The 21,756-nt window shown below is 63.4% G+C and carries 24 protein-coding genes, 2 pseudogenes and 1 other annotated feature; of the genes and pseudogenes, 12 read left to right on the top strand and 14 right to left on the bottom strand.

The genetic code is table 11. The features are described 5' to 3' along the window. The first annotated feature begins 224 nt into the window (after positions 1-224). The 4 genes from VARPA_RS25575 (at position 225) to VARPA_RS25590 (ending at position 2,217) form a co-directional block, all read left to right on the top strand. Positions 225-572 carry a hypothetical protein gene (locus tag VARPA_RS25575; protein WP_041943050.1) on the top strand — a complete coding sequence of 116 codons (348 nt, stop codon included), beginning with the start codon at positions 225-227 and terminating at the stop codon, positions 570-572. 118 nt (positions 573-690) lie between these two features. Further along, entirely contained in the window at positions 691-1,080 is a 390-nt protein-coding gene (locus tag VARPA_RS25580) for a hypothetical protein (protein ID WP_013543492.1), read from the top strand. Between the two features lie 113 nt (positions 1,081-1,193). Next, complete coding sequence (locus VARPA_RS25585) at positions 1,194-1,925, top strand: hypothetical protein (RefSeq protein WP_013543493.1); 732 nt, start codon at positions 1,194-1,196, stop codon at positions 1,923-1,925. A gap of 58 nt (positions 1,926-1,983) precedes the next feature. Further along, the gene (locus VARPA_RS25590) at positions 1,984-2,217 is read left to right on the top strand and encodes a hypothetical protein (RefSeq protein WP_049794554.1); all 234 of its coding nucleotides are present in this window, start codon (positions 1,984-1,986) and stop codon (positions 2,215-2,217) included. 117 nt (positions 2,218-2,334) lie between these two features. On the opposite strand, the pseudogene VARPA_RS30815 reads toward VARPA_RS25590, so the two are convergent. The 3 genes and pseudogenes from VARPA_RS30815 to VARPA_RS25605 form a co-directional block, all read right to left on the bottom strand. Beyond that, positions 2,335-2,691: pseudogene (locus VARPA_RS30815) on the bottom strand (class I SAM-dependent methyltransferase); the annotation flags it as partial. Between the two features lie 31 nt (positions 2,692-2,722). Continuing rightward, a protein-coding gene (locus tag VARPA_RS25595) for an IS3 family transposase (protein WP_086011057.1) occupies positions 2,723-3,966 on the bottom strand; the annotation gives its coding sequence in 2 pieces (ribosomal slippage) (positions 2,723-3,669 and positions 3,669-3,966; 1,245 coding nt in all). A 103-nt stretch (positions 3,967-4,069) separates the two neighbouring features. Beyond that, positions 4,070-4,666 (bottom strand): annotated as a pseudogene (locus VARPA_RS25605) (class I SAM-dependent methyltransferase); the annotation flags it as partial. A gap of 246 nt (positions 4,667-4,912) precedes the next feature. Between VARPA_RS25605 and VARPA_RS30335 the strand changes: the two are divergent. Next, positions 4,913-5,398 (top strand): hypothetical protein, encoded by a 486-nt coding sequence (locus VARPA_RS30335; protein ID WP_144299042.1) that lies wholly within the window; start codon positions 4,913-4,915, stop codon positions 5,396-5,398. Between the two features lie 294 nt (positions 5,399-5,692). Beyond that, a protein-coding gene (locus VARPA_RS25620) for an IS3 family transposase (RefSeq protein WP_416367497.1) occupies positions 5,693-6,924 on the top strand; the annotation gives its coding sequence in 2 pieces (ribosomal slippage) (positions 5,693-5,984 and positions 5,984-6,924; 1,233 coding nt in all). Next, positions 5,971-6,087 (top strand) — a sequence feature (AL1L pseudoknot). It overlaps the preceding gene by 117 nt. A 36-nt stretch (positions 6,925-6,960) precedes the next feature. Here the strand turns inward: VARPA_RS25620 and VARPA_RS25625 are convergent. The 10 genes from VARPA_RS25625 to VARPA_RS25670 form a co-directional block, all read right to left on the bottom strand. Continuing rightward, the gene (locus VARPA_RS25625) at positions 6,961-7,527 is read right to left on the bottom strand and encodes a hypothetical protein (protein ID WP_144299043.1); all 567 of its coding nucleotides are present in this window, start codon (positions 7,525-7,527) and stop codon (positions 6,961-6,963) included. Positions 7,528-7,708: 181 nt separating this feature from the next. Next, complete coding sequence (locus VARPA_RS25630) at positions 7,709-7,978, bottom strand: hypothetical protein (protein WP_041943053.1); 270 nt, start codon at positions 7,976-7,978, stop codon at positions 7,709-7,711. A 242-nt stretch (positions 7,979-8,220) separates the two neighbouring features. Then, positions 8,221-8,856: a hypothetical protein gene (locus VARPA_RS25635; RefSeq protein ID WP_144299044.1), complete on the bottom strand. Its 636-nt coding sequence runs from the start codon at positions 8,854-8,856 to the stop codon at positions 8,221-8,223. 185 nt (positions 8,857-9,041) lie between these two features. Next, a complete protein-coding gene (locus VARPA_RS25640; RefSeq protein ID WP_144299045.1) occupies positions 9,042-9,608 on the bottom strand; it encodes a hypothetical protein in 567 nt (188 codons plus the stop codon). Between the two features lie 87 nt (positions 9,609-9,695). Next, entirely contained in the window at positions 9,696-10,016 is a 321-nt protein-coding gene (locus VARPA_RS25645; RefSeq protein WP_013543500.1) for a hypothetical protein, read from the bottom strand. Between the two features lie 163 nt (positions 10,017-10,179). After that, positions 10,180-11,187, bottom strand: a complete 1,008-nt coding sequence (locus VARPA_RS25650; RefSeq protein ID WP_013543501.1) for a Bug family tripartite tricarboxylate transporter substrate binding protein — start codon at positions 11,185-11,187, stop codon at positions 10,180-10,182. Positions 11,188-11,352: 165 nt separating this feature from the next. Next, the gene (locus tag VARPA_RS25655) at positions 11,353-12,345 is read right to left on the bottom strand and encodes a Bug family tripartite tricarboxylate transporter substrate binding protein (RefSeq protein WP_013543502.1); all 993 of its coding nucleotides are present in this window, start codon (positions 12,343-12,345) and stop codon (positions 11,353-11,355) included. Beyond that, positions 12,345-13,550 carry a 3-oxoadipyl-CoA thiolase gene (pcaF, locus tag VARPA_RS25660; RefSeq protein WP_013543503.1) on the bottom strand — a complete coding sequence of 402 codons (1,206 nt, stop codon included), beginning with the start codon at positions 13,548-13,550 and terminating at the stop codon, positions 12,345-12,347. The genes VARPA_RS25655 and pcaF overlap by 1 nt, the downstream gene beginning before the upstream one ends. Positions 13,551-13,581: 31 nt before the next feature. Beyond that, positions 13,582-14,223 carry a 3-oxoacid CoA-transferase subunit B gene (locus VARPA_RS25665; RefSeq protein ID WP_167330559.1) on the bottom strand — a complete coding sequence of 214 codons (642 nt, stop codon included), beginning with the start codon at positions 14,221-14,223 and terminating at the stop codon, positions 13,582-13,584. A 2-nt stretch (positions 14,224-14,225) separates the two neighbouring features. Continuing rightward, a complete protein-coding gene (locus VARPA_RS25670) occupies positions 14,226-14,927 on the bottom strand; it encodes a 3-oxoacid CoA-transferase subunit A (protein WP_013543505.1) in 702 nt (233 codons plus the stop codon). Positions 14,928-15,035: 108 nt separating this feature from the next. On the opposite strand from VARPA_RS25670, the gene VARPA_RS25675 reads away from it, so the two are divergent. Then, positions 15,036-15,830, top strand: a complete 795-nt coding sequence (locus tag VARPA_RS25675) for an IclR family transcriptional regulator domain-containing protein (RefSeq protein WP_013543506.1) — start codon at positions 15,036-15,038, stop codon at positions 15,828-15,830. Between the two features lie 78 nt (positions 15,831-15,908). Here VARPA_RS25675 and VARPA_RS25680 read toward each other — a convergent pair whose 3' ends face one another. Then, complete coding sequence (locus VARPA_RS25680) at positions 15,909-16,916, bottom strand: Bug family tripartite tricarboxylate transporter substrate binding protein (protein WP_013543507.1); 1,008 nt, start codon at positions 16,914-16,916, stop codon at positions 15,909-15,911. Between the two features lie 176 nt (positions 16,917-17,092). On the opposite strand from VARPA_RS25680, the gene VARPA_RS25685 reads away from it, so the two are divergent. From VARPA_RS25685 to VARPA_RS30835, 5 genes are all read left to right on the top strand, one after another. Next, positions 17,093-17,593: a hypothetical protein gene (locus tag VARPA_RS25685; RefSeq protein ID WP_013543508.1), complete on the top strand. Its 501-nt coding sequence runs from the start codon at positions 17,093-17,095 to the stop codon at positions 17,591-17,593. 341 nt (positions 17,594-17,934) lie between these two features. Continuing rightward, the gene (locus tag VARPA_RS25690; RefSeq protein ID WP_013543509.1) at positions 17,935-19,086 is read left to right on the top strand and encodes a nuclear transport factor 2 family protein; all 1,152 of its coding nucleotides are present in this window, start codon (positions 17,935-17,937) and stop codon (positions 19,084-19,086) included. Then, a complete protein-coding gene (locus VARPA_RS25695; protein ID WP_013543510.1) occupies positions 19,053-20,579 on the top strand; it encodes a L,D-transpeptidase family protein in 1,527 nt (508 codons plus the stop codon). The genes VARPA_RS25690 and VARPA_RS25695 overlap by 34 nt, the downstream gene beginning before the upstream one ends. A gap of 425 nt (positions 20,580-21,004) precedes the next feature. Beyond that, positions 21,005-21,190, top strand: a complete 186-nt coding sequence (locus VARPA_RS30830) for a Flp family type IVb pilin (RefSeq protein WP_013543511.1) — start codon at positions 21,005-21,007, stop codon at positions 21,188-21,190. 44 nt (positions 21,191-21,234) lie between these two features. Continuing rightward, complete coding sequence (locus tag VARPA_RS30835; protein ID WP_234975128.1) at positions 21,235-21,711, top strand: A24 family peptidase; 477 nt, start codon at positions 21,235-21,237, stop codon at positions 21,709-21,711. Positions 21,712-21,756: the final 45 nt, after the last annotated feature.

A 21,756-nucleotide genomic window follows, 5' to 3' on the forward strand; every position in this document is an offset into this window, starting at 1 on the left:
GGCCGGGTTTGACAGCCCGCCGACATCTGCGACGAAAGCCGCAGCCACCGCACAAGGGTCTGCGGCTTTTTCGTTCGCGCTTCCAATTTTTAGGCGGCTCGAACGGGAGGGCTCGCGCCCTGCCGGTTTTCGCAAGATGTCCCGGTCTGTCAACCCGTTCGAGCTGCCGCCCTCGTTTGACAGCGAGTGCGTCGGTTGTAGCAAATCGACATTCTTGGAGGCCCATGGCCCATGCTTCAAACGCAGGCACCGATACCGGTTGCAATTGCGCGTCTTCTCCTCTTCTCTCCCAGTTCAAACCCTTCGAGTGGGTTCAAACCGAACGCATCGATCCTTCGCAGCAAAGCCAAGCCGCGTTCCTGAACGATGCGCGCGATGTGGTGCAAGGCGCGCAGACGTTGGTGCAGTTGCTCGATTGGGATGAAGACAGGCGTGATGCCACTTCGCCAGATTCGAATACCGCACCGATATTCGATACATGCCAGCGCGCCTCGTTGTTGCGGCTTATCGCGGTATCGCTGGGTCTGCTTCATGCACGCATTGAAGACCAGTTCGAGTCATTGACGGGGTAGGAGGCGACCGACGCGGCCCTGGCGCGTAGAGCTTGCGCGCATCTCGGCCCCATTTCGCGATGGAGGTGCGCCCAGCTACATTCGCGCAACACCGAACCTTCGACTCAACCTCCCGATCATGAAATTTGAGGGCCAGAACTTTGCGGCAGTGAGTACCCCATCCGACCGCGTCCTTGAAAGCAGGCTTCTCGCGCTCAAGAGCTATGGTCGGCATTCGTACGCATCGTTGACTGACGCTCAAGGAAACTACCTTCAGGTGGCCGGCGGAGGCGTTACCTGTATGGTTGAACGTTTCGATGTCTCTACCTCAACAAGACTGCGAGCCTTTCACGACAAGCCGAGCCCGGTGTTCCCTGACGGCACCGTCCTTGCCTTCGGCGCCGGCGAACTGCGCCTCAAGTCGGACGAATGGTTTCACGCGAGCGCCGCCTTGGAAATCTTCCTGTGCTTCAGCCATGGGCGCAGCTATCCAGACACCGTGCATTGGCGTCCGGCGCCGAAGACGTGATGGACGCGACCGGCACAATGCGGCCAGAACCCGCCCCTCACCACGGTGGCCCAGTCCCGACTATCGCAAGCTGGCAAACGACATGACGGCTGCAAAAGCATTACCGAATTCCGATGAAATTCAATGATCTTGCCCGCAAGGCCGCCAAGGGCTCCGGACCGCTGTCCTACGGTGGCTCGGTTCATCCGGAAGACTTGATTCGGTTTTCGCTGGCGTATGGCGCTGACGGCGCTGATGAGATTGAACGGCTCTGCAAGCTGCACGGATGGCACGAAGACGGCCTGCTGGAAGACAGCACAAGGGTAGCGCCGCTCTCGCGTTGGGCTGTGGCCTGCATCGCCTACGGCCACGGCGGCGTTGCTTCGCTGCAGCATTTGCTGACCGATCGGGCGCTCGCGACGTTTGCTATTGCGGTTCTTGGCGAAGTTCGCACTGAGTCTTGCGTAACGGTGCTGTTGGACTACTGCATGTCGACAACCGCCCTTTCGGACCAGCCAGACGATCCGTTCTGGCGAGCGCTTGGCGCGTTGAACGCGTTGACGAGCTTCGACGACGGTCTGGTGCCACCGCAAGAACAGCAGAAGAAGTTGAGAGACTTTGTGATCGAGACATTCGCCAGTGCCACCACGTTGCATCAGCAGACACTTTGCCTGTGTGCACTGAGAGGAGCGCCGATCGAAGGGGCACTGGAGTGGGCGGAGGCCCAGACTGTGACCGACCCTGGTGTGATGCGTGCAAAAGCCGCCGCGATAAAGTCCCTCAGGCGTCGTCTTTCCGGCTCTTACAAGCCGCCCAGTGCCGAGCAGAAACGTCATATCCGCAGGCAGCGAGCGCTTGATGTTTAGCGCTTCCGGCCAGGACCGGTCATTCGCTCCGCCCCTCCAACTGATTCGTACCCCGTATATGTGGCCATTCAAGAAAGTCGCGGCGGTCTCGCCGATAGCGGTCACTCCAACGCCGGAAATGGTTGCGGAAGCTAAGGCCAACCCCGGAGGCTGGGTCTATCAAATCGCGGGAAGCTTCGGCCCGAACGATCACATCCCTCCGGAGTTCATCAAGGGGGCATTCAAGGTCGATGAGCATGGCAACATCACGGGTGAGTTTCAGGCGAACCCGAAATATCGTGGTGAGCCCTGAGGCCCGAAAACGTACAGCGGGAAGCGGCCAGGACCAGTCATTCGACAGCTTGCTTCAATTCACACGAAGGCGCTCCATGGGGCCGTCCGCCCGTGGCGCTAATGCGTAGCGCGCCCTTCAGACCTCAGGTTTAACACCCGGCGGTGCCCGGTACACCAACACCTTCAACGACCGCTCGTCGGACACGTCGGGAAAGGTGCTTGGATTCGCCAGTCTTTCCACGAAATCCAGTTCCGGCGCCAGTGCGCTCATTTGCTCTTGCAGGAATTTTGGTCCCAGTTCTGGGGCATTGAGGCATAGCAGGACAAGGCCGTCGGGCTCCAGCAGGTCAGGCAAGCGCTTAATCAGCCGGGCGTAGTCCTTGGTCGCAACGAAACTTCCCTTTTGATAGCTTGGTGGGTCAACGATGACCAGCCCGTAAGGGCCTCCGCGCGCGATTTTTCCCCACGAACTGAAAAGGTCATGAGGGAGGAAGTGATCTTGCCCCCGTATTTCAGGACACGGGCTATTCGCAATGTAGCGTCTGCTCGATCTGAGCAAGACGCTGGTTGGCAGCGCGATGCTGCCTGAACTCCCTGGGTGATTTCATCTTCAATGCCGAGTGCGGATGCACCTCATTGAAGTGCTCGAAGGCTGCGGCCATCTGCGCCATCACCGTTCTCGCATCGGCAAGGTCCATGCGGCTGACGTAGTCGCGCTTGAACGTGTTCACGAAGCTCTCGGCGATGCCGTTGCTCTGGGGGCTGCACACGGGCGTGTTGACTGGGCTCAGGCCCAGTTGTCGAGCGATCTGCCGGGTCTCGGCAGCGATGTAGGCGCCCCCGTTGTCCGAGAGGAACTCCAAGACGTGGGTACTGGGAACACCCTCGACGCCGCCGAAGCGCTTCTCCACGGCCTCGATGAGCATTTCGCGCACCGGCTCGCCCGGCAGCCCTTTGCCCTCCCATGCCCGATAGGCCAGGATCTCACGGTCGCAGCAGTCCTTGGTGAAGGTCGCGGTCACGGTCTGCCCCGAATCACACTTGATCTCGAAGCCGTCCGAGCACCAGCGCATGTCGCTGTGCGCGACGGCCACCTTGCCCTCATGGGGCCGGCTGGACTGGCGCCGTCTCGGCGCCTTCGGTAGCAGCAATGCATGAGCCGCCATCACGCGGTAGATGCGCTTGGCGTTCACTCGCGTCGCACCGGTGGTGGCTCGATGCCGGTTCACCAACGCGCAGGCACGCCGGTAGCCATAGGTCGGCAACTCGGTGATCTGGGCCTTGATCTCGTCGAGCAAGGCCACGTCGCTTGCAGGCGCCGTGCGTCGTGTCCGGGCGTCGATCCAGGACTCGGAGCGAGCTTGCAAGCGATGAATGTTCGAGCGCGCCAACCCAAGGGCCTGGCAGACGGCCTTCACTGGCCGTCCCCGTCCAGCAAGGGCGAGCGCGCAATCCATTTTTTTTCCGCGGCGTACTCCACAGCTTCCTTGAGGATCTCGTTCTCCAGCGTCTTCTTGCCAAGCACGCGCTGTAGCTTGGCGATCTCGGCACGAGCGGCTGCCAGTTCCGAAGCCGGCACCACAGCCTCGCCCGCCGATACAGCCGTCAGCGCCCCTTGCCGCTCCAGCTTGCGCCACTGGAACAGCAGGCTGGCGGCAACGCCTTCCTGACGTGCGACGAGCGACACGCTCATGCCAGGTTCGTAGCTTCGACGAACCAGCGCGGCCTTCTCTGCAAGGGACCAGCGCCTGCGGCGCTGGTCCCTCATGATCACTTCGACGGTATCCGTATTTCTAGTCGTACTCACAGTCCTACTCCTATCTTTAAAGATAAGCGATAGACCGTGTCCTGTCATTCAAGGGGCCAGCTCAGAAGCTCGCGCCGGCGAGCACGCCGTTGGCGCGGTGGTTCTGTTGCCCCACGGCCAGAGCGCCCTTGCTCATGTCCAGGTTGGTGACGTGCCGGGCCCCTGCCTGCAATGCGACCACCGAAAACGCGCAGGTGTAAGCAAACAGGTTGAGCACCTTGACGCGCGACCGGGCGTCTGGGCGCGCCTTCACAAACGCACGAACCCAGCGCCGTCCTTCGGCCATGTCGAGAAACAGACCGTGGTTCTGGCCCCGGCCCACGTTAACGCGATAGCGAGCGCCCTCCTCGGTGACCCAATGCGGGTCGGGCACCGAACCGCCCATAAGTCGTGTGCTGCTCTGGCCTTCATGCCGGCACTGAAACACCCATTGCAGCGTTTCACCCGGTGCCAACTGTGACCAGCGACGCTCCAGTGCGGCGCCAATTGCAGCCAGTTCGCCGTCGGTCGCAGGCTTGAAGCTGGTCAACACCCAAACCGGCGGGAAAAAGTCGAGCGACAAGTGAGCGCACTCGGGATGAAGCCCACCGCGGCCGTGGAAGATGCGCTGCGCATCCACCGGTGCGGACATTGAAGCGATTGCGTCGAACAGGGGCTGCATCGGCATAGGCTCCAATTCTGACCGGATATCGCGGTGGTCCTGGCCAAGACTTTACTGGGCGAACTGGACCGCCAACGCAGCCGCCGGCTGCAGCAGACCTAGTCGGCTGCGGCACCCTTCAAACAGGCTTCACGCACATCCCGACCATCACCAATGCGGGTGCGCGGCTACAGTCGGCCACTACCAGCCAGTGACCTACTTCGGCTTGCGCGCAGGCCAGCGACTGCTCGGCAACCACTCAAACCCATGCAACGCAAAGACAGCATTCCACGAGAGGCATTGACCCAAGTATTGGGCGCGGTTTACCAAGGCTCACCCGTGGTGATGGAGGGCTATGGCGTGCCCGGCTGCGAATTGATGCAATTCGAGGACCAGCCGGCGCTCGAGCAGTTCATTGCCGCCGAACTTGCAGCCGGCCGCACCACAGCTAATCTGACGCTGCACTATCCCGAGACGGGCGGACTTGCAGTGCAGGAGCGCATCGATCTGAACAATCCCGCCACCAATGGCGCTACTTGGCGCTACACCCTCGGAGGATGGGGCCTCATACAACTGCAACTCGAAATCCGCCAGCCCGGCTTGGTCGGCTGCCGCATCGCTGTTAACAGCGCTGAACGCGCGCGTGCCTGGGCCAAAACCTACCCTCGTTTGGGCGAACCCGACTTGTGGGATTGGCCGGCGATTGAGAAGCACGCACGACGGCTGATCCGAGTGCTGCGTAAGTACGCATGATTGGCCGGGGCAACGGGTGAAGGACAGCTTTGTGCCGCTGACGTCGGGCGACTGAAGGACCGCAACGGGCCCTAAGCAGCCGATCGGCCAACTCTGAAACAGTCATTGGAAAGGTCGCAGCTTTTGACTACCACGTCTGTCACTTGCTACACGTGATGGCGAGTTCGCCTGGCCAGTTACGTCCTGACTTGTAGAACGAAAGCTCGTCGTCTACAGATGGTCTTGACTCCAGACAAATGCGGTCTGAATCGCCCCGGCTTTTGTGGAGGCTCAACACTCTGAGAGGATTGAGCCATGAAGAAGTCGAACAAGTTTTCACCCGAGGTGCGTGAGCGCGCGGTGAGGATGGTGCAGGAGCACCGCGGGGAGTACCCGTCGCTGTGGGCGGCAGTCGAGTCGATCGCACCGAAGATCGGCTGTGTGCCGCAGACGCTGAACGAATGGGTCAAGCGCGACGAGGTCGACAACGGCGTTCGAGAAGGCGTGACGACCAGCGAGGCCCAGCGGATGAAGGAGCTCGAACGCGAGGTCAAGGAGCTGCGCCGAGCCAACGAGATCCTGAAGCTGGCGAGCGCGTTTTTCGCCCAGGCGGAGCTCGACCGCCGGCTGAAGTCCTGAGGGATTTCATCGACAAGCATCGCGGCACCTTCGGGGTCGAGCCGATCTGCAAGGTCTTGCAGGTCGCCCCGTCGGGCTACCGGCGGCACGCGGCGCTGCTGCGTGAGCCGCACAAGCGCTGCGCCAGAGCACACCGCGACGATGTCCTCATGCCGGCGATACAGCGCGTCTGGCAGGCCAACATGCAGGTCTATGGCGCCGACAAGGTCTGGAGGCAACTGGCACGCGAAGGCACGGCTGTGGCCCGCTGCACAGTCGAGCGTCTGATGCGGCGCCTGGGGCTGAGAGGCGTAATGCGCGGCAAGGTGGTGAAGACCACGATCAGCGATGCCAGAGCACCATGCCCGCTGGATCGTGTCAACCGGCAGTTCCGAGCACAGCGCCCGAACCAGCTATGGGTCTCGGATTTCACGTACGTGTCGACATGGCAGGGCTGGCTGTACGTCGCCTTCGTGATCGATGTGTTCGCCCGACGCATCGTGGGCTGGCGGGTCAGCAACTCGATGCGCACGGACTTCGTGCTCGATGCTTTGGAGCAAGCGCTGTACGACCGTCAACCCGAACGCGACGGCAGCTTGATTTGTCACTCCGATCGCGGGTCGCAATACGTCAGCATCCGATACACCGAACGGCTTGCAGAGGCTGGCATCGAGCCATCAGTGGGAAGCAAAGGCGACTCCTATGACAACGCCCTGGCCGAGACGATCAACGGCCTCTATAAGGCCGAGTTGATCCATCGCCGAGCACCGTGGAAGACCAAGGAGGCGGTGGAGTTCGCGACGCTCGAGTGGGTGGCCTGGTTCAACCACCATCGCCTGCTCGAACCCATCGGCTACATCCCGCCTGCAGAAGCTGAGGCAAACTATTACCGGCAACTCGCCAGTCAGACCGCCAAGATGGCGGCTTGACTTAAACCAATCGGCCTCCATGAAAGCCGGGGCGATTCAACCAGAGACGGCTTTGACGTCTGATAGTGGCGTGTAGAGCAGACCACCGCGCTTCGGAAGGGCCACAATGACGCCATCTGGGTGGCTTTTGCTAATGGCTGCCCAGAACTCTCGGTCCAGAAAGTAGCTGCTGTCATAGTCGGGTTCTTTGCCCTTGACTAGCTGCAAGTCGTTCCACGGTACAGAGGTCGGGCTACCGTAAACCCTCTTGAGATTCGCCATTGCGACAGCCAACGCCTTTTCGGGTGATAGGCCGAGGCGCTCCAAGTCCTTCATGTTGGCGCTGTGGACCATGCTTGGGGCATCGAAGACAAATCGGAGATGCGTGTCGCCGATGTATTGAAACCAGGCGGGATATTCCACGAACTTGGTTCCATTCGGCAGCGTTCCTTCGATCTTGGTGATTGCGACAAGTGCATCGGTCTGCCTGTTCTGATTCGGTGACTCTCGCACTACGACCATCAAGTTCTCAAGGGATTGGGCAGGGACTGCTTGACCATGGGCATAGCCTGCGATGAATGTCATCAGCAAAAAGGCGGTCAAACCTCGGCGTCGTTGTGTCATTTGGTGCTGGTGATTCTCAGGCGAATGTCATCGCAGATTTTGTGCCGGTGGCGGGGCATCGACCACCGACGGAAACGTAGTGACGAAATCCTGTTACTTGCTTCATTGTTAACCGCTCCATGCTCAGCATAGCTTCGTTGTATGCCGGTGACGAAGGTCCGCTTCTGGCCGAAGGCCGAAATCAAAGCCAGCGTCGTGACGCTGCGTCAGCGTCTACATCGTTGGGCGTGAGCGATCCGATCAGGGCTGCGGAAAAGTAGAAACCAACGGCCGCAACGAGCATTTGAAGAATTTCGCCCACGGTCGGAATGAGGCGCCAAGGCAAGTTGCAGAGCACCACCGTCGCAAAGAACGAAAACAGTGCCAACCGAGCGCCTTGTCGATACAGCGTCAACGTCCGACCCAGGATGGGAACCCTGAGCATCAAATCCCCCCGAAGCTTCTGCAGCATTGACATCGTCATCCTTGAATTGAATTTGAGGGCGTCCTGAGGGACCGCTCCTGGCCGGCTGTAGCCGCATGAGTTCCCGGCGCAAAGGGTGCGTTGCAGTCCCACGGTCTGCTTCATAGCCGACGTTCAGCCAGGCAAAGCCCAGGCACAGCCCACTTGAAAGTGGCTTAGTCCGAATCGACCTTGTGTATCACCGCAAGTCATCTAGTGGCTCTCGCGTGTAAGCCTCAAATCTCACTTGCTCAGTGCGCCATCCGCGCGAGAAGCGCATTGGAAAATGCGGTATAGCTTTCGACAAAGGGTGAGCTCTTGGGCCCGGCCTCTTCTTTGGCCTCCTGCAACTTCTTGCACAGGAACTCCGACGCGAGGGCGATCTCGCCATCCAAGTACAGGACGATCGGAGCATAGTGATGAAATCGACACATGACAGGCTCTTCAAAGATCCCAGATATGGCGTTATCAATCAACAGGCGAAGGCGCGCGCGGTCGGTGTAATCCTTCATCTTGGAAAGCCCCAGATCGAAAGTTTCCATGAGAGGTTCGAAGCCACGCGTTTCGAAGTCCGCTTCAGATGCGAAGCCCCAACCGCTGGCTGTAGTTCGGTCAACCAAGTGCCGAAGGTCGGCTCCGAGCATCCCAGTTTGTGCCAACAAATCGATGCCCATCGTCTGCGCAAGAACCTTCTCGATGTCATCAAAGCGGACTCCGAGACCGAATTCCAGCCAAAAGCCTCTCGCGTCGCGTCTTGATCGCAGACTTACAAGAAGCTGAACGTCGGGCTCGATCTCTTGAATCCAGAATTCTGGCTCCAGTCGTTCAAGACCTCGGGCGTCGAGAGCAGCGGCGATTTTTTCTAACAACGCAGGTTTCACATCCAAATATGACTTGAGTTAGGACGCCGGGCCACTACTGGGCCTCCAGGCCGGATTTTGCTGCAGCACCGACGCTTGCCCCCCGATCACAGCCCCTGGCAAGCGCGCCAGAGTTCAATCACATCGCCAAGACGGAACGCGTACGTTGATGCTCGAACTGAGCACCGCCGTCGAATGACGGGTTATGGCCGTCAACGGCCAACTTGGCTACCGTGCCGAGCGAGCAAGGTCGCTACCGCGAAGTACAGGACGGCGATAACTACCACTGCCCATGTTCCCCATAGCCACCGCTCGCGCAACAGCTGAGCCTTCTCGGCATAGTCGGTGTAGGGGATGACATCGCCAGCCTGGCTGGACACGGCGAAAATCGCACCGCGGTGAAGCATGATGCGCAAATTCGGTCCCGCTCCCTCCACCGCTTGAGCCTGGGTCCTTGAGATGTCCAGCACGTCAGCGAATGGCACGTACAAAACAGGTTGCAATTTTCTGAGCATCTCGTTGCGTTCGATGTCGTTCTCTACGCCAATTCCGATTCCCGCCTTAAATCGAGTGCTGCCATGCTGTATCCCACTGCGACTCACGACGGTTTCGAGGTCGCCGATGTAGCGCAGGGAAACGTCACGCGCAGATAGCGCTTGCAGCGGCACGACTTCAAGCTCGGATCGGTACTTTGCAGCCAGTCCCGCGACCGCAAGCAAGGCTAAGAAAAGATAAATTCGGTGGTGCACCAGCCATTGCGCGACGGAGTTCTTGAGCATAAGAGTCGATTGTGGCTGGACCATCGGTCAGTGCGCACGCGCTTCGGACGCCGCGTTCGACTGGCCGGTCTCGGCCGGATTTTGCCTCTAGAGCTCGAACGTTCCCTTGAACTGCGCAGGCCAAACGACCACGTACTTCTCGCTCGTCTTCAGGCGCTTTACGACCAGCGCTTCCTTCAGCACTCCGCGAAGCTTGAGAAAGGCGTAGACACGCTCCAAAACTGGCCCCCACGTGCCCGTTGGATAGATGAAGATGTTGAACCGACCTTGGCCGATGTCGTGGCCATCGACCTCAGCGAAGCTGTTCTGAGAGAAGGCCTGCACGAGTGTTTCCTCCACATGTAGCAACGTGTCGAGGCTCGTGGACGCAGTTATGGGTAGCTGGACGATGAGCTGATTGCGAGGCATGCGAAGGATGATTGTGTGCGAACTGGAGGCTCGGGTCGAACGTCCGCTGCTGGCCGATAGTACTCATCCACGACAGCACATCAACCGTCAACAGCCAGACTTCAAGAGACATTCACTGTCACGCCGCTAATCGGCTAGCGCCGTGACCCCCGGAGCCCCTCAATCAATCCAACGAAACATTCGCCTTCTTAATCACATCCCCAAACCGCTGCGTCTCACTCGCCACAAACTGATCGAACTGCGGCCGCGTCGTCGGGAACGGCTCATAGCCGAAGCTCTTGAACTTCTCCAGCACATCGGGTTCCGCCAGCCCCTTCTCGATGTCGCGCTTGATCTTCTCGGTCACCGAAGCGGGCAGGCCCTTGGGCACGGCAATCGCGTTCCAGCCGATCACCTCGAAACCCTTGGGGCCGCCCGATTCGGCGACGGTCGGCACGTCGGGAAAAGCGGCGTTGCGCTGGGGCGCGGCCACAGCCAGAAAGCGCAGCTTGTTCGCGCGCTGCAGCGGGCCGGCGGTGGCGCTGCTGCCGAGGGCAAAGGCCAGTTCGCCCGTGGCCACCGAGGTGTAGAGCTGCGTGGTTTCCTTGTAGATGATGTGTTCCATCTGCGTGCCGGTGGCCGACTCGAAAAGCTCCGAGCCCAGGTGCACCGGGTTGCCGACCGACCATGAGCCGTAGTCGAGCTTGCCGGGGTTGGCCTTGGCGTCGGCGATGAGGTCGCCCACGGTCTTGTACTTGCTGTTGGTGGCAACGGTGAAGAAGAAATACGTCTTGAAGAGCGGCAGCAGCGTGTCGAAGTCCTTGGCGCTGTCGTAGGGCAGCTTCTTGAAGAGCGCCGGGTACGCGGCCAGGTGCACGTTGTCCAGAACGATGATGTCGTGGCCGTCCTTGGCGCCGCGCTTGAAGGCGTCGATGGCGATGAAGCCGTTGCCGCCCGGGCGGTTCTCGACCACCACCGGCTGGCCCCACGCGCGCGAGAGCTTGTCGGCCACGAGGCGGGCCACGCCGTCGGGGCCGCCGCCGACCGGGAACGGCGTGATGATGCGCACGGGCTTGGTGGGGAATGCAGCTTGTGCCGATGCGGTGACGGGCGCCAGCGCGGCGGTGGCGAGCGCGAGTGCTGCGGCCACGCCGATGGCGCGACGCGTTGTGTTGGTGTTCGTGTTCTTCATCTCTCTGATCCTCTTCTTTCGGTTCTCTTGGTTTGAAACTTGTTCTCTGCCCGTGCGATGCGGGCTGCGCGGCGACTGACTGCGTGACTGCTGCCGCTGTTGCTGTTGCTGTTGCTGTTGCTGTTGCTGTTGCTGTTGCTGTTGCTGTTGCTGTTGCTGCCGCTGCTACTGCGCCGTCGCGCCCGAGCTCTTGACAATCGCCGCCCACTTCTCGCTCTCCCGCGAGATGAGCGCTGCGTACTCGGCCGGCCCGCCGAGCAAGGGCACGGCGCCTTCCACGTCGAGGCGCGACTGGAATTCCTTGTCGCCCGCCACCTTGAGCATCTGCGCCGCAAGCTCCTTCACGACCGCATCGGGCGTGCCGCGCGGCGCGAGGAGGCCGTAGGTGAGCGTGCTCTCGAAGCCCGCGAGCTCGCGCAGGCCCGACTCGGCCACGGTGGGCACGTCGGGCAGCGAAGGCAGGCGCTTGTCGCCGGTGACGGCAATGGCGCGCAGCCGCCCGCTCTTGACGAGCGCGAGCGCGGGCGGGATGACGCTGAACATCATCTGCACCTGCCCGCCCGCCAGATCAGTGAGCGCGGGGTTGGTGCCCTTGTAGGGAATGTGATTGAGCCTGGTGCCGGTGCGCTGCGCGAAGAGTTCGCCGGTCAGGTGGCCGCCGGTGCCGCTGCCGCTCGATGCGTAGTCGAGCATGCCGGGCCGCGCCTTGGCTTCGGCCACGAGGTCGGCCACGCTGCGCACCTTCGATGCGGCGGGCACCACGAGCACGAGCGCCGATGACGCGAACATCGCGACGGGCACGAGGTCTTTGCGCGCATCGAACTTCAGGCCCTTGTAGAGCGCGGGGTTGATCGACACGGTGCCCGTGTGGCCGAGCAGGAGCGTGCTGCCGTCGGGCGCGCTGCGCACGACCTGCTCGGTGCCGAGGTTGCCGCCCGCGCCGGGCTTGTTGTCGACGATGACGCCCGACTTGCGCAGCTCGCCGAGGCCCTTGGCCATCTGGCGCGCGAACACGTCGTTGCCGCCGCCGGCCGCGAAGGGCACGACGATGCGGATGGGCCTGGCCGCATCGCTCTGATGCTGCGCATGCGCTGGCAGGCCCGCCGCGGCGAGCAGGCCCAGCAGCAGCTCGCGTCGCGCGAGGCCGACCATCGCCATCAGACGCGTTCCAGGATCACGGCAATGCCCTGCCCCACGCCGATGCACATCGTGCACAGCGCGTAGCGGCCACCGCCCTTGTGCAGCTGGTTCACCGCGGTGGTGGCCAGTCGCGCGCCGCTCGCTCCGAGCGGGTGGCCGAGCGCGATGGCGCCGCCGTTGATGTTCACGCGCGCGTCGTCGTCCTTCAGGCCCAAGAGGCGCAGCACGGCGAGGCCTTGCGCGGCGAAGGCTTCGTTGAGTTCGATGACGTCGATCTGGTCGATGGTGAGCCCGGTGAGTGCCAGCACCTTTTGCGTGGCGGGCGCGGGGCCGATGCCCATCACGCGCGGCGCAACGCCGGCGGTGGCCATGCCGACCACGCGGGCGCGGGGCGTCAAGCCATGCTTCACGGCGCTGGCTTCGTCTGCCAGCAGCAGCGCGCAGGCGCCGTCGTTCACGCCGCTGGCGTTGCCAGCGGTCACGGTGCCGTCGGGGCGCACGATGGGCTTGAGCTTGGCCAGCGCCTCCAGCGTGGTGTCACGCGGATGCTCGTCCTTGTTGACGATGAGCGCGTCGCCCTTTTTCTGGGGCACGCTCACGGGCACGATCTCGGCGTCGAAGAAGCCGGACTTCTGCGAGGCCACGGCGCGCAGTTGCGAGTTGAGCGCCATCAGGTCTTGCGCTTCGCGCTCGATCTTGTAGTCGGTGGCCACGTTCTCTGCCGTCTCGGGCATGGAGTCGACGCCGTACTGCGCCTTCATGAGCTTGTTGACGAAGCGCCAGCCGATGGTGGTGTCGTACACCGCGTTGTTGCGGCTGAAGGCGCTCTCGGCCTTGGGCATGACGAAGGGCGCGCGGCTCATGCTTTCGACGCCGCCGGCGATCATCAAGCCGGCTTCACCGGCGCGGATGGCGCGCGCTGCGGTGCCCACGGCATCGAGGCCCGAACCGCACAGGCGATTGATGGTGCCCCCGCCCACTTCGATCGGCAGGCCCGCGAGCAGCGCCGACATGCGCGCGACGTTGCGGTTGTCTTCGCCGGCCTGGTTGGCGCAGCCGTAGAGCACGTCGCTCACGGCCTGCCAGTCGACGTTCTTGTTGCGTTCCATCAGCGCGCGCAGGGGCACTGCGCCCAGGTCGTCGGTGCGCACGCTGCTGAGCGAGCCGCCGTAGCGGCCGAAGGGGGTGCGAACGGCGTCGCAGATGAAGGCGTGGTTGGTCATGTGATCTGTGTCTCTGTAATGTTTGAACGGGTCAGGCTGCGATGGGCAAACCGACGAGCTTCTCGAGTTCTTCGCGGCTGAGCCCTTCGACGAGGTCGACGAGCTTCAAACCTTGCGGCGTGCATTCGAGCGTGGCGAGGTCGGAGTACACGCGCTTGACGCAGCCAATGCCGGTCAGCGGATAGGTGCATGCCTGCACCAGCTTGCTCGTGCCCTGCCTGGTGAGCAGATCCATCATCACCCACGTCTGCTTCGCGCCGATGGCCAGGTCCATCGCGCCGCCGACGGCGGGAATGGCGTCTTTCTCGCCGGTGTGCCAATTGGCGAGGTCGCCGGTGGCCGACACCTGGAACGCGCCGAGCACGCAGATGTCGAGGTGGCCGCCGCGCATCATCGCGAAGCTGTCGGCGTGGTGAAAGAACGAGCCGCCCGGCAGCAGCGTGACGGGTTGCTTGCCGGCGTTGATGAGGTCGTAGTCTTCTTCGCCGGCCTCGGGCGCGGGGCCCATGCCGAGGATGCCGTTCTCGCTTTGCAGGATGACCTCGCGGCCAGCAGGCAAGTGGTTGGCCACGAGCGTGGGCTGGCCGATGCCGAGGTTGACGACGGCGCCGTCGAAGATGTCCTGCGCGACGCGGGCTGCCAACTGGTCTTTGGTGCGACGTGTGTATGCCATGTTCATGCTGCCTTCTTGAAACCGCCGGCTTGCGTCGCCACGCGTTCGATGCGCACCACCTGGTGCACGAAGATGCCCGGGGTCACGACGGTCTCGGGATCGAGGGTGCCGAGCTCGGCGATGTCGTGCACGGTGGCAATGGTCTTCTTCGAGGCCATGGCCATCACCGGGCCGAAGTTGCGCGCGGCCTTGCGGTAGACCAGGTTGCCCCAGCGGTCGCCGCGCTCGGCCTTGATGAGCGCCACGTCGCCGTGGATGGGGTACTCCAGCACGTACTGCTTGCCATTGATCTCGCGCGTTTCGCGGTTGCCTGCGAGCTGCGTGCCGTAGCCGGTCGGGCAGAAGAAGGCGCCGATGCCGGCGCCCGCGGCGCGGATGCGCTCGGCGAGGTTGCCCTGGGGCACGAGTTCGAGTTCGAGCTTGCCGCTGCGGTAGAGCCCGTCGAACACCTGGCTGTCGGCCTGGCGCGGGAAGCTGCAGATGATCTTGCGCACGCGGCCGGCCTTGAGCAGCGCTGCGAGGCCGGTGTCGCCGTTGCCGGCGTTGTTGTTGACGACGGTGAGGTCCTTGGCGCCCTGCTCGACGAGGCCGTCGATGAGCTCGCCGGGAATGCCGGCGGTGCCGAAGCCGCCGATGAGAACCGTGGCGCCGTCTTGGATGCCCGAGAGGGCATCGGCGACCGAGCGCGCGATCTTGTTGATCATGAAGCTTGTCTCCGGGTGAATCGAAAGGGGATCGAAAAACGGACGACTCGAAATGTTCGTATACAGAACATTTGTTCGTATAATGAATTCTAGAGAGGATCGCTCACCATGGCAACCCAGCCCCCCAAGACCAATAACACCGAAACACCCGCCCCCGGCGACAGCTATGTGCAGTCGTTCGCGCGCGGCCTGCAGGTGATTCGCTCGTTCAGCGAGAGCGCGCCGCGCCAGACGCTGAGCGAGGTCGCCGCGGTCAGCGGCCTCACGCGGGCGGGTGCGCGGCGCATCCTGCTCACGCTGCAGGCGCTGGGCTATGTGGTGACCGACGGCAAGCTCTTCACGCTCACGCCGCGCATCCTCGACCTCGGGTTTGCATACCTCTCGTCGATGCCGATCTGGAACCGCGCCGAGCCGGTGATGGAGGCGCTGGTGCAAGAGGTGCAGGAGTCGTGCTCGGCCGCCGTGCTGGATGCGACCGACATCGTCTATGTGCTGCGCGTGCCGACCAAGAAGATCATGCACATCAGCCTGGGCGTGGGCTCGCGGTTGCCTGCTTACTGCACGTCGCTCGGCCGGCTGCTGCTGTCCGACCTTGAAGACGACGAGGTGCGCGCGCGGCTCGAAGCCTCGAACATCGAGGCGCTCACCAAGCACACGGTGACCGACATCGATGCGCTCATGGCCAAGGTCGCACAGGCACGCAAGCAGCAGTGGTGCCTGGTGAATCAGGAGCTCGAAGAAGGCCTCATCTCCGTGGCCGCGCCCATCGTCAACAAGCAGGGCCAGATGGTGGCCGCGCTCAACATCAGCGGGCAGGCGAACCGCACGAGCGCGAAGGTGATGCAGGAGACGATGCTGCCGGCGCTGATCGATGCGGCGAAGCAGGTGTCGCGGCTGCTCTAGGTGCTATGAGGCCGGCCTCAGGTTGAGGCCGTCGTGCCCTCACCCTAGCCCTCTCCCAGAGGGAGAGGGAACAAGGCATCAAGCCTCGGAGTGGATGCCCTTCATGATGATCACGCCGCCCAGCCGCGCCGTGTCCGCGCGCATGCGGCGGGCCAGCGCCTCGGGCGTGCCGGGCTGTGCCTGCCAGCCGGTCTTGAGCAGCGCCTGGGTCACGTCGGGCATGCTGGTCACTTCGGACAGCGCCGCACTCAGCCGCGCCACCGCGTTCTTGTTCATGCCCGCGGGCGCGGCCAGCGCGGTCCAGATTTCGAGGTCGGCGCCGCGCACATCCGCATCGCGGATGGTGGGCAGTTCGCTCGCGAGCGGGCTGCGCTCGGGCGAGGTGACGCCGATCGCCTTCAGCTTGCCCGACTTCAGATGCGGCAGCGCCAGGCCTGGCGGCAACAGGGCCAGCTGGATCTCGCCGCCGAGCAGGCCGGCGATCACCTGCGGGTTGCCGGTGTAGGGCTTGTGCTGCGCGGTGATGGCGGCGCGGCTCTTCAGAAGCTCCATGCCCAGGTGCCCCACGGTGCCCACGCCGGGCGTGCCGTACTTGCCGCCGGTGCCGAGGTTGCGCGCCCACAGCAAGAGGTCGGCCGGCGTCTTGCCGGGGGCGTTGCCAGACACCGCGAGCACCAGCGGCGCGGTGCCGACCATGCCGACGGGCGCGAAGTCTTTTTCAGGATCGAACGGGATCGCGGGGTTCAGCAGTTTGGCGATGGTGAGGTTGCCGTTGATCAGCGCGCCGATGGTGTGGTCGTCGGTCGCCTTGGCCACCTGGTCGGCCACGAGGTTGCCGCTGGACCCGGGCTTGTTTTCGACCGTGACCGGCTGGCGAAGGATCTTCGCGAGCGGCTCGGCAATGGCGCGGGCCGCGAGGTCCGGCGAGGCGCCGGCGGGAAAGCCCACGAGGATGCGCACGGGCTTGGTGGGCCATGCGGCTTCGGCAGCGGCCGGCTTCGGCTGGGACCACGCGCCGGGCGCGAAGAGCGAGGTGGCAAAAGCCGCGGCGCCGCCTTCCAGCAGGCGGCGTTTGGTGATCGTCAAGGGAGACTCCAGAGCAATGAAAGAAGTGATGAAATGTCACCACATTGTTTCAAACGTTACTGGATCATGCTGTACCGCGCAAGTCCAAAGTCCGTCCGCGCGGGGCCATCAGGATGGCCCGCCCGCGCGTCGCACATGGCGCCGCCGCGAGGCAGCCAGAGGGAGATTCAGCACCGATGATCGAGTTTTTCCATACCAAGGAACGCCTTCGTTTTCTGTTGTACGTGGGCGCCATTGCGACGCCGATCCTGCTCATCTCGGCCTGGGTCGTGAGCAGCATGGAATCATCGGCCGCCGCCAAGGGCGAGCCCAACGACAAGGGCGGGCTGCACTACCGCATCCAGGAAAAAAGCGGCGCCAAGGAACTGCCGCCCGCGCTGGCGGCGCTGGTCGCGGTGCCGCCGAACACCGCGATGACCGACGTGAGCGTCGACACCGACGGCGCCGGCCGCGTGACGAGCGCGGCGGTCAAGGCCTTCAGCACCGACGACTTCAAGACGGTCGCGGCCTTTTACAAGCCCACGCTCGCCCCGGTGACCACCGACAGCGCGGCGTCGCTCGAGGGCGTGCGCGACGGCTACGAGATCCGCATCTCGCACGAGAAGAAGTTCTTCGACAACGATCCCTACAAGGACCGCACGAAGATCGAATACACGATCAACCCCGCGAAGAAATAGCCGCGGCCGGCGCCATCCGGCAGGTGGTGCGGCACTTGTTCAGCAGCGAGGCGAAGCGGCCGACCACCTCGGCGCAGTCGCGCAAGAAGGCCTGCCCCATGTCGCCGAGCCGAACCACCCGCGTGCTGCGGCGGAAGAGCGGCGCACCTGGTAAATGCGAGGGCCTGCTTTTTTTGCCTCCGGGCACAGGCCGCCTGGCGCCCACGGGGAAAGCCCCGGGGCTGGCGCGTTGCGGGCACGACGAAAGACCCGTTATCCCTGTTTCGGAGGGTTACCCGCCCACTTACAATGCCTGCCGCCCAACCTGCAGCGTTATCCACCCCTACGAGGTCTTGTCCGCAATGCCCAAGAGCCCCCGGCCTCGCGCCCGCTTCTCCTTTTCTCCCACCGTGCGCGCACTGCTGCTGGCCGTTGCCGCCTGCGGCGTGGCACTCCCGGCACTGGCCGCGATCGAGCATGAAGACGTCGACCGCCTCATGCAGGCCGGCAAGCTCGACGAGGCGATGGCCAAGGCCGATGCATTCCTGAAGGACAAGCCCCGCGATCCGCAGATGCGCTTTCTGAAGGGCGTGATCCAGCTGGACACCGGCAAGCGCGCCGAGGCGATCGCCGCCTTCACCCAGCTCACGCAGGACGCGCCTGAACTGCCCGAGCCGTTCAACAACCTCGCGGTGATCTACGCGAGCCAGAACCAGTTCGACAAGGCCCGCAGCGCGCTGGAAAGCGCCATTCGCACCAACCCCAGCTACGCCACCGCCCAGGAGAACCTCGGCGACGTGTACGCGCGGCTCGCGAGCCAGGCCTACAGCAAGGCGCTGCAGCTCGACCAGAACAACACCGCGGTGCAGCCCAAGCTGGCCGTGATCCGCACACTCTTCACGCCGACGCCGGGCGCCAAGACCGCGACGCTGGTGGCGGCAGCGCCCGAGGCCGCACGGCCCGCGCCCGCCGCGAAGGCGCCCGCCCCGGCACCTGCCGCTGCACCTGCACCCGCGCCGGCTCCTGCTCCCGCCAAGGTGGCGGCAGCGCCCGCACCCGTCGCAACACCGGCACCCGCACCCGCGCCCGCTCCGGCTCCCGCCAAGGTCGCGGCTGCGCCGGCCGCCAAGGCGCCTGAAGCCGCTCCGGCGCCGGCACCTGCTGCCGCACCGGCCTCCAGCGCCGAAGTCGAAACCGCGGTGCGCGGCTGGGCTTCCGCCTGGGCCGGCCAGGACATGGACCGCTACTTCGCCGCCTACGGCCCCGACTTCGCACCCGGCGGCGGCCAGAGCCGCAAGGGCTGGGAAGAAGAACGGCGCGCCCGCATCGTCGGCAAGTCGAGCATCAGCGTGAACATCGAGAACCTCGTGATCAAGGTCGACGGGCAGAACGCCACGGCGAAGTTCCGCCAGATCTACCGCGCGGACAACCTCAACATCTCGAGCCGCAAGACGCTGGACATGCAGCGCTCGGGCAACCAATGGCACATTCGCAAGGAAAGCGTCGGCGGCTAGTGGCAGACCTCGTCCGGCGCGGCCGGCTCAAGAATCCTCCGTTTCCGCGCCGCGGAAACCTGCTCGCAGCGCTGATGACCGCATCGGCGCTGATGCTGGCAGCACCCGGCGCCGCCTTCGCTTCATCGAACAAGACGGGCAGCGCAAAGACCAGCAGCGGCGCCAAGGCCGGCAGCAGCGCCAAGGCCGGCAAGAGCAGCACCGGCAGCCGCAGCGCGGCGCACGCCTCGTCCGGCAGCCGTGCTTCCGCCAAAGAAGCCCGGGGCGGCGCCGGCAAGTCGTCGGCGCAGGCCAAGGGCAAGAAGGCTGCACTGGCAGAGACCCGGACCGCATCCGCAGCCAAACCCGCCCGCAAGGCCGCACCTGCAGGGTCGATCCAGGAAGCCAGCAGCGCCGAAGCCCGCCTGATCTCCGTCTACGAAATGTTCGGCCGAGGCCAGGCCCGCCCTGCGCTCGCCAAAGCGCGCGACCTGGTGCGGGACTACCCGAACTTCCAGCTCGCGCAGCTCGTCTACGGCGATCTGCTCGCGGCGCAGCTGCCGCCCACGAATTCGCTTCCCGACACGGCCGGCATCGCCAGGATGCGCGGCAACCCGGCCATGTCCGAACTGCACGAGGAATCGCGCCGCCGCCTGCAGGCCCTGCGCGAGCGGCCGCCGGTGGGCACCGTGCCCTCGCAGTTCCTGTCGCTCTCGACCAGGAGCCGCTACGCCATTGCGGTCGATGCCTCGCGCTCGCGCCTGTACCTGCTGGAGAACTCCGACAAGGGGTTGAAGCTGGTGGCCGACTACTACATCTCGGTCGGCAAGTCGGGCACCGACAAGCTCGCCGAGGGCGATGCCCGCACCCCGCTGGGCGTGTACTACATCACCAGCCGCCTCGACCCGAAATCGCTGAAGGACTTCTACGGTGCGGGCGCCCTGCCCATCAACTACCCGAACCCGTACGACGTGCGGCGCGGCCGCACCGGCAGCGGCATCTGGCTGCACGGCACCCCGCCCCAGCAGTTCGCCCGGGCGCCGCTCGCGAGCGACGGCTGCGTGGTCATGGCCAACCCCGACCTGAAGCAGCTGTTGCGCAAGGTGCAGATCGGCGCCACGCCGGTGGTCACCGCCCGCAGCCTGCAATGGATTTCGCCGCCGCAGGCCGAAAAAGAAGCCCAGACATTTACCAATGCAATTACCGCCTGGAAAGATACACGGGCCAGCGGAAATGAAGCGCAATTAAAGAAATTCTATTTACCGGATTTCCAGCGCAGCAGCAAAAAACCCATCGACGGTAATTCGGCTCCGCACGACGAAGTGGAATATGCCCAGGGCAAGCGCGTCCAGTTCAAGGACATGTCCTACCTGCACTGGCGCGACGGCGACGACACCATGGTCGCCACCTTCGGAGAAGTCTTCGAAGGCGAAAAGAGCGGGCGCACCCGGCGCCAGTACTGGCTGCGCCAAGGCAGCGAGTGGAAGCTCTTTCACGAAGAAATCCTGGGCTGAACACCCTGTCGAAGCCCTGACGACGATGGGGGCACCCCCCAAATCTGTGATTTTTTGCGCACCGAAAGTGCCTATTTTGGGTGTTACAACTCGCCTTCCGAGACCCCGTGCTACGTAACACGTAACGCGTTTGTTCCCGTAACACCCCCCTCCCGCGCGTTCCCGCCACCGTAACGTTCCCTCCCATCTTCATGGGAGGTCGGACGCGGTTTACAGAGGGAAAAATACGTCTCTAGATTGTTAACAACCCTGACCAGGATCGTCCTGGACTGGGTGGCAGGAGGCTGGCCGCCATCCTGCTATGTACTTCCCCATTAGCACACCGAGGACCTCACCCCTGGGGGTTTTCAGTGTTGATACAGGGAGTTACTCTGTATAACATTCGCTCTGCCAGTCGTTGTTCAACTCTCCTCAAGGGGTAAATCATGTTCAGTTCTATTACTCGTTTTATTCGTGATGAAGAAGGTGCTACCGCAATTGAATACGGAATTATTGCGGGAATGATGGCCGTTCTTTTGGTCGCCGTATTCAGCCCATCCGGAACTCTTTATGGCGCAATCGAAGGCGTTTTCGGAAGAATTTCAACCGCGCTGGACACCGTCACCCCGTAATCAAGGCCTCGACTCTGAAAGCCGAGATTCCGCTCCTGATCTGGCTGCTTTTCGTCACCGTCTATGACTTTCGAAAACGGCGTGTTCCGAACTGGCTTGTGCTGTCCGGGGCCACTTTGGCCTTGGCGGCACTCGCCTTCGGTTTACAGCCATTCGGGAACTCTTGGAGCTCTGCACTTATTGGCAGCGCGGTCGGCTTCGGATTTCTGCTGCTGTTCTACGCTGCTGGACTCATGGGAGCAGGTGACGTGAAGTTCGCAGGCGCTCTCGGACTGTGGGTGGGCGCCTCAGCACTGGTGCCGATATGGATCGGCGCAAGCTTGCTGGCCGGCGCACATAGCGTGCTTTGGCTGGTGTTGCAGCGCTGGCCGTGGTTTCCACGGCTCTCGCTGATGTTGTCGGGCAACCCATCTGCTGGCACCGACATCAACGGTCCGCGCCGACGTGCGCGCTTTATTCCTTACGCGGCCTATCTTGCATTGGCCACCGCGGTGTGGATGGTTTGGGGCCGACAGAGATAGCTAGCGCTTCCCCTGCCACCGCGGGCTGCTCATCGTCGAACACGG

Origin of the sequence: Variovorax paradoxus EPS (assembly GCF_000184745.1) — a bacterium.
GTDB classification, from domain to species: domain Bacteria; phylum Pseudomonadota; class Gammaproteobacteria; order Burkholderiales; family Burkholderiaceae_C; genus Variovorax; species Variovorax paradoxus_C.